This is a genomic window from Pseudoalteromonas sp. S3178 (assembly GCF_005886985.1).
GTDB lineage: Bacteria > Pseudomonadota > Gammaproteobacteria > Enterobacterales > Alteromonadaceae > Pseudoalteromonas > Pseudoalteromonas carrageenovora.
The window spans coordinates 42,240-48,977 of sequence record NZ_PNCW01000049.1; the positions used below are offsets into that span (position 1 = coordinate 42,240).

The following is a 6,738-nucleotide window of genomic DNA, read 5'->3' on the forward strand; positions in this document are numbered from 1 at the left end:
CTGGATAATTAAATTGAACGAATAATAAAAAGCCGCCTATTTTACAATAGGCGGCTTTTTGATTTTATCGCATTTAACATTCAATAATATTTACAGCCAATCCACCACGTGCGGTTTCTTTGTATTTAGTTTTCATGTCATTACCGGTATCAAGCATCGTTTTAATTACTTTATCAAGCGATACCTTTTGCTCACCACTGCCACGAATAGCAAGGCGTGATGCGTTTATTGCCTTAATAGAGCCCATTGCATTGCGTTCAATACAGGGTACTTGCACTAAGCCACCAACAGGGTCGCAGGTAAGGCCTAGGTTATGTTCCATGCCAATTTCAGCAGCGTTTTCAACTTGTACAACATTACCGCCTACTATTTCAGTAAGTGCACCCGCAGCCATTGAACACGCAACACCTACTTCACCTTGACAGCCTACTTCAGCGCCTGAGATCGAAGCATTCTTTTTGTATAAAATACCAATAGCCGCAGCTGTTAATAAGTAGCGTGTTGCTATATCGCGATCCACTTCTTTAATAAATGTGTGATAGTACATAAGTACAGCGGGCAATATACCAGCAGCGCCGTTAGTTGGCGCGGTAACAACACGGCCGCCGGCTGCGTTTTCTTCATTTACAGCAAGGGCAAATAAATCAACCCAATCCATTGCGCGAAGAGGGTCGTTACTTACTTCAACATTAAGCTTTAAATATAAACTAGGGGCACGGCGTTTAACTTTTAGGCCACCGGGTAAAATACCTTCGGTGCGCATACCGCGCTCAATGCAGGCTTTCATTACTTGCCAAATATTAAAAAGCTCATCTTTAATTGCATCTTCACTGCGTAGTGTTTTTTCATTTTTCATCATCAAGCTAGATACACTCAAGCCTGACTCTTTACACATTTCTAGCAAATCTTTGGCACTGCCAAATGGAAAGGGGGCAGGGTTTTCTTCTCTAATATCAAGCGCAGCTTGTTTTTCGTTTTCAAACTCTTCATCGGTAACAATAAAGCCGCCACCAATTGAGTAATAAACTTTACTATAAATTTTTTCGCCATTGTTTGAGGCAATAATTTCCATTGCATTTGAGTGCTTAGGCAGTGTTTTTCGACGGTGAAAAACAATTGCACCTTGCTTAGGGAATTTAGCTTTATGTGTTTGGTTTAGATAAATAACTTGCTCATTTTCAATAGTGGCCAAAATATCGTCAACTAAATCAGCATCTATTGTTTCTGGGTCGTAGCCTGCAAGGCCTAAAATTACCGCTTTACCAGAGCCGTGGCCTACGCCTGTTTGCCCTAATGAGCCGTATAACTCTACTTTTATATCGGTAACATTTGCTAATAATTGTTGTTCTTGTAAGTCATTAACAAATAAGCGTGATGCGCGCATTGGGCCAACAGTGTGTGATGAAGAAGGGCCAATACCAATGCTAAACATATCAAATGCACTGATCATAATGTGTGTCTCTACTTTGTTTTCTCAGCACGGGGCTGTTCTTTGAACGGTCGAGTATAATAACGTGGAATTGTTAGCATGTAACCAACAATAGTGAACATTTAAACTGGTAGGGCAAGCTGTTTTGTAAAGTTTTTTATAATGCTTGCCGTTGCACCCCAAAGTAGTCCGTGTTGAGTTGCAAAGCCTTGTAAGGTAATTGTTTTACCAAAGCGTTGAAAAGGCAAAGGCTGCCAATTTGCGTCGTTACTTAAATCGCTAAGTGAAAGTAAAAAACTAGCTTGAACTTCATTATGATCGTTCTCCCATTTAGTTGCTTTATTAAGTAAACCAACAAAGGGGCTAATACTAAAACCAGTTAAAGTAGAGTATTCAGGTAGTTGCCCAAGCACAGTTACATTACTTGGCGCAATATTAAGCTCCTCTTTAAGCTCACGAAGTGCAGTCGTACGAAGTTTAATATCGCTTTGTTCATACTTTCCACCGGGCAAGCAAATTTCCCCAGGGTGATGGTGCAAATAAGTAGGGCGTTTACACAACAAAATATGCGCATGATTGTCTATATCGATAATCGGCAGCATGACCGCACTGGCGCGTTTTTTACGTGTATCTTTTAGCTGGTTAGGCGCAGTAATTGGGCTTAATTGAAACCGCGCTCTAATATGTTCACTATTCAAAGCCACCTACTGTGTTAATAAAGGAAGGATTTTATTCACTTTATCGTATGTTTCTTGATATTCCAATTCGACTTTAGAATCAGCCACTATCCCTCCGCCGGCCCAACAGTAAATTTGTTGGTTATGGCAGACTAAAGTACGAATAGTAATACTGGTATCCATATTACCGCAGGCACTTAAATACCCTATAGAGCCACAGTAAATACTGCGTCGATGTGGCTCGAGTTCTTCAATTATTTCCATAGCCCTAATTTTAGGAGCGCCAGTAATTGAGCCGCCCGGAAAGGCCGCTTTTAACTGATCAACCGCTGTTTTACCTTCATCGAGCTCTGAGGTAACGGTGCTTACTAAATGATGTACTGCCGGAAAGCTTTCAATAGCAAATAAAGACGGCACGTTTACAGAGCCTGGTTTTGCAACTTTACCTAAATCGTTACGCAGTAAATCGACAATCATCACATTTTCTGCACGATCTTTTGCTGAGTTGGCCAGTAAATTAGCTTGATGTTGGTCCTCAAGCGCATCGGCTTTGCGTGGTAGGGTGCCTTTAATGGGTTTGGTTTCAACTTTGTTATTATTTACCCAAATAAAACGCTCAGGGGAGATGGATAATACGGCCCCTTGCGGATGATTAATAAAGCTTGAAAAAGGGGCTTTGTTAGCCTCGCGCAATTTTATATAAGCGCTCCATGGTGAGCCTTTGTAGTGAGCGCTAAAGCGCTGTGCTAAATTAATTTGATAGCAGTCACCACTTTTTAAATAATCTTCGATTTTTGCAAATTTAGAAGCGTAGTCTGCTTGGCTCATATTAGATTGCCACTGGCTGTTAAGAGCAAAATTTTTACTTGTCACGCTTTTATCTAAATATTGCTGATACAAGGCTAAGCGATCAACGTTTGGCTGAGATACATAAAACCAACTTTGCTGAAGCTTATCGTAAATTAGGGCATCTAAATAAAGGCCAATAGCCATTTGGGGTAAGTTAATATCATTAATAGCTTTACTTGGCATACTCTCAATTGTACGACCTAGGTCGTAACCAAAATAACCAAGCCAGCCACCATTAAAAGGCAAGTCGTAATCTGCTTTTGTGCAATCGAGCTTTAAAAGCTCACTGTTCATAATTTCAAAGCATGATTGATTACTTTCAATATTATTAAAATAACTTTGGTTATTTTTTACTTCAAGGGTACTTTGCGGCTCAATAGCAATGATATCAAAACGGCTATTAATATGATTACTATTAGCTGAGTCTAAAAGAATTGCGTAAGGCAAATGCGAAAAATGCGCAAAAACGTCAATGCAGTTTTGCGTTATGGCTAATTTAGTACAATTTTTTTTATTGTTTAGCATTTACTGCCCCTTTAAGAACTGGCTCGAAACGGGCTGGGAGGGTATCATAAGTCAAATTTTTTTGGCAGCGTTTAAGTAAAAGCGCTGTAATTAAACAGTGCAAACCACCGTCACCGGTTTGATATAGATTACGCGACTATGCGTAACGGTAACTTAAGGAACCACTAATGAGTACAATCCGTCAGCAAGACTTTATTGATAGCATTGAAGATGCGTTGCAATATATCTCTTTTTATCACCCACTTGATTTTGTTCAAGCCTTAGAAAAAGCTTACAACAAAGAACAAAGCAAAGCGGCAAAAGATGCAATAGCTCAAATCTTAATTAACTCGCGTATGTCGGCTGAGGGCAAACGTCCACTGTGTCAAGACACGGGTATTATTACGTGTTTTGTAAAAGTAGGTATGGATGTTAAGTGGGATAAAACAGATTTAACAGTTCAGCAAATGGTTGATGAAGGTACTCGCCGTGCGTATTTGAACCCAGATAACCCACTACGTGCTTCTATTGTTGCAGACCCTGCAGGCACACGTAAAAACACGAAAGACAATACACCTTCAGTTGTACACATTGATTTAGTCGCTGGTGGTGAAGTAGAAGTAATGGTTGCGGCTAAAGGCGGCGGCTCTGAAAACAAAAGTAAAATGGTAATGCTAAACCCATCAGATGACGTTGCTGCATGGGTTGAAAAAACATTACCTACAATGGGTGCTGGTTGGTGTCCGCCAGGCATGCTAGGAATAGGTATAGGTGGCACTGCTGAAAAAGCAGCGGTAATGGCAAAAGAGTCGTTAATGGACCCGGTTGATATTCATGAGCTTATGGAGCGCGGCGCAGAAACTACGGAAGAAAAACTGCGTTTAGAAATTTTTGAACGTGCTAATAAATTAGGTATTGGCGCGCAAGGCTTAGGTGGTTTAACTACGGTTGTTGATATTAAAATTAAAACAGCACCTACGCATGCTGCATCAAAACCTGTGGTAATGATCCCTAACTGTGCTGCAACTCGCCATGTACACTTTACTTTAGATGGTTCAGGTCCTGCTGACTTGAAAGCACCTAAACTTGAAGATTGGCCACAAGTAACATTTGAAGTAGGTGAGGGTACTCGCCGTGTTGATCTAAATACATTAACAAAAGCAGATGTTCAAGAATGGAAAATGGGTGAAACCGTTTTACTTTCAGGCACTATTTTAACAGGCCGTGATGCTGCGCATAAACGTTTGCAAGACATGATCAATTCAGGTGAAGGTTTACCTGAGGGCGTAGATTTTGATAACAAGTTTATTTACTACGTAGGGCCAGTTGATGCCGTTGGTGATGAAGCCGTAGGCCCAGCAGGCCCAACTACAGCAACACGTATGGATAAATTTACCGATATGATGCTAGAAAAAACTGGCATTGTAGGCATGATTGGTAAAGCCGAACGTGGCCCTGCTACAGTTGAGTCTATTAAAGAGCATAAATCAGTTTACTTAATGGCTGTAGGCGGCGCAGCTTACTTAGTATCTAAAGCGATTAAAAAAGCACGTGTTGTCGCTTTTGAAGATTTAGGTATGGAAGCAATCTACGAATTTGAAGTAGAAGATATGCCAGTAACAGTTGCTGTAGATAGCGAAGGTGCAAATGCACATACGCAAGGCCCAGCAATTTGGAAAGCTAAAATTGAAGAGTTAGACGGTAAATTAAAATAAGCCGTTAATTTTAAAAAGCGAGTTTAGGCTCGCTTTTTAGTATTATAAATTCTCTTATCAACTAATTTAACACCTCAGACCAGTTTTGATTACACCCCTCTAATTTTCATAAACCTATACACTGTGCGCATTGCAGTATAATTGGCACTTGTACTTTAAACTTTACATCTATTAGTTTCCTCTCGTTTACGTAAGCGTAAGTTGTTGTGGTTTTTATTGATTTAGTTTTTAAAATTAAAATAGTTGTTTATTCGGGTTTTTTTATCTTTAAAACGGCTTTTGTTGGGTTGTTTAATTTAAGCTTGATGTTTTCATTGGGTTTATCATCCATTAGTGTGGCGAACCTGAATATGAAGTGGTAAAGTCTCGTGAATTTCCAGCGCGTATACCCTCTCACGGGTTCATTTTTCGGAGTATTTAAAGTGGCTGTATTTAACCAAGCTGAATTTGATAACCACGAACAAGTGGTTTTTTGTTCTGATGAAGAGTCAGGCTTAAAAGCAATTATTGCTGTACATAATACCAATTTAGGCCCTGCTGTTGGCGGCTGTAGAATGTGGGATTATGCAAATGACGACGATGCAGTTTACGATGTGTTGCGTTTAGCTAAAGGCATGACATATAAAAATGCAGTTGCACGCCTACCATTTGGTGGTGGTAAGTCAGTTATTATTGGTAACGCTAAAGAAATTAAATCAGAGCAGTTATTTCGTGCTTTTGGCCGAAAGCTAGAAGGGTTAGGTGGTAGCTATTACTGTGCAGAAGATGTAAATATCACTTGCGACGATGTTGCCCTGATGAATAAAGAGACAAACTACGTTTTGGGTCTTGAAGGTAAAAGTGGTAACCCATCGCCATTTACTGCTTACGGTACATTTTTAGGAATTAAAGCCGCATTACAGCATCAACGCGGTCATCAAAACTTTGCAGGTATTAAAGTGGCTGTACAAGGTTTAGGTTCAGTTGCTTATGCGCTGTGTAAGTATTTATCTGATGCAGGTGCAGAGTTGTTTGTTACTGATATAAACCAAGACGCTATTGAAAGAGTAGTCAATGACTTTAATGCAACAGCGGTTGGTATTGATGAAATTTACGACTTAGATGTTGATGTATATGCGCCTTGTGCGTTAGGTGCAACGATTAACGACTTAACGATTCCGCGTTTAAAAGCGACGATTATTGCAGGCTGTGCTAATAATCAGCTGGCAGAGTCTCGCCACGGTGAAGTTATTCGTGAAAAAGGCATTCTATATGCACCAGATTACGTAATTAACGCTGGCGGTATTATTAATGTTTATTACGAAACAGCACCTGAAGGTTACAGTAAAGCTGCATCTAATAAGCATGTTGAGGTGATTTTTGATACTTTGACTGAAATTTTTGCTCGAAGCGAAAAAGAGCAAAAATCAACGCATTTAATTGCCGATGAGTTAGCACAAGAGATTATTAAAAACGGTCTTTAATCAATATAATAGGGCGTGTTGATCCTTGATGGTTGAATTTGCAGCAGTGTGTTTGGTTTTTAGGCAAGGCGGAGCCTATAAAGTGTGGTTACTCCCCATAA

At 40.0% G+C, this 6,738-nt stretch carries 5 protein-coding genes; 2 read left to right on the plus strand and 3 right to left on the minus strand.

Going from position 1 to position 6,738, the window contains the following annotated elements:
* Positions 1-73 precede the first annotated feature (73 nt).
* From CWC11_RS14125 to pabB, 3 genes are all read right to left on the minus strand, one after another.
* The gene (locus CWC11_RS14125) at positions 74-1,450 is read right to left on the minus strand and encodes an L-serine ammonia-lyase (protein WP_138683211.1); all 1,377 of its coding nucleotides are present in this window, start codon (positions 1,448-1,450) and stop codon (positions 74-76) included.
* Positions 1,451-1,551: 101 nt separating this feature from the next.
* Entirely contained in the window at positions 1,552-2,127 is a 576-nt protein-coding gene (locus CWC11_RS14130; RefSeq protein ID WP_138683212.1) for an NUDIX hydrolase, read from the minus strand.
* Between the two features lie 6 nt (positions 2,128-2,133).
* Positions 2,134-3,480 (minus strand): aminodeoxychorismate synthase component I, encoded by a 1,347-nt coding sequence (pabB, locus tag CWC11_RS14135; RefSeq protein ID WP_138683213.1) that lies wholly within the window; start codon positions 3,478-3,480, stop codon positions 2,134-2,136.
* A gap of 167 nt (positions 3,481-3,647) precedes the next feature.
* On the opposite strand from pabB, the gene CWC11_RS14140 reads away from it, so the two are divergent.
* A complete protein-coding gene (locus CWC11_RS14140; protein WP_104642383.1) occupies positions 3,648-5,174 on the plus strand; it encodes a fumarate hydratase in 1,527 nt (508 codons plus the stop codon).
* Between the two features lie 422 nt (positions 5,175-5,596).
* Positions 5,597-6,637 (plus strand): Leu/Phe/Val dehydrogenase, encoded by a 1,041-nt coding sequence (locus CWC11_RS14145; protein ID WP_138683214.1) that lies wholly within the window; start codon positions 5,597-5,599, stop codon positions 6,635-6,637.
* Positions 6,638-6,738 lie beyond the last annotated feature (101 nt).

Coding starts and splice junctions, on each gene's coding strand:
- pabB (WP_138683213.1), bottom strand. CDS start 3,480: ATGCTAAACAATAAAAAAAATTGTACTAAATTAGCCATAACGCAAAAC.
- CWC11_RS14140 (WP_104642383.1), top strand. CDS start 3,648: ATGAGTACAATCCGTCAGCAAGACTTTATTGATAGCATTGAAGATGCG.
- CWC11_RS14125 (WP_138683211.1), bottom strand. CDS start 1,450: ATGATCAGTGCATTTGATATGTTTAGCATTGGTATTGGCCCTTCTTCA.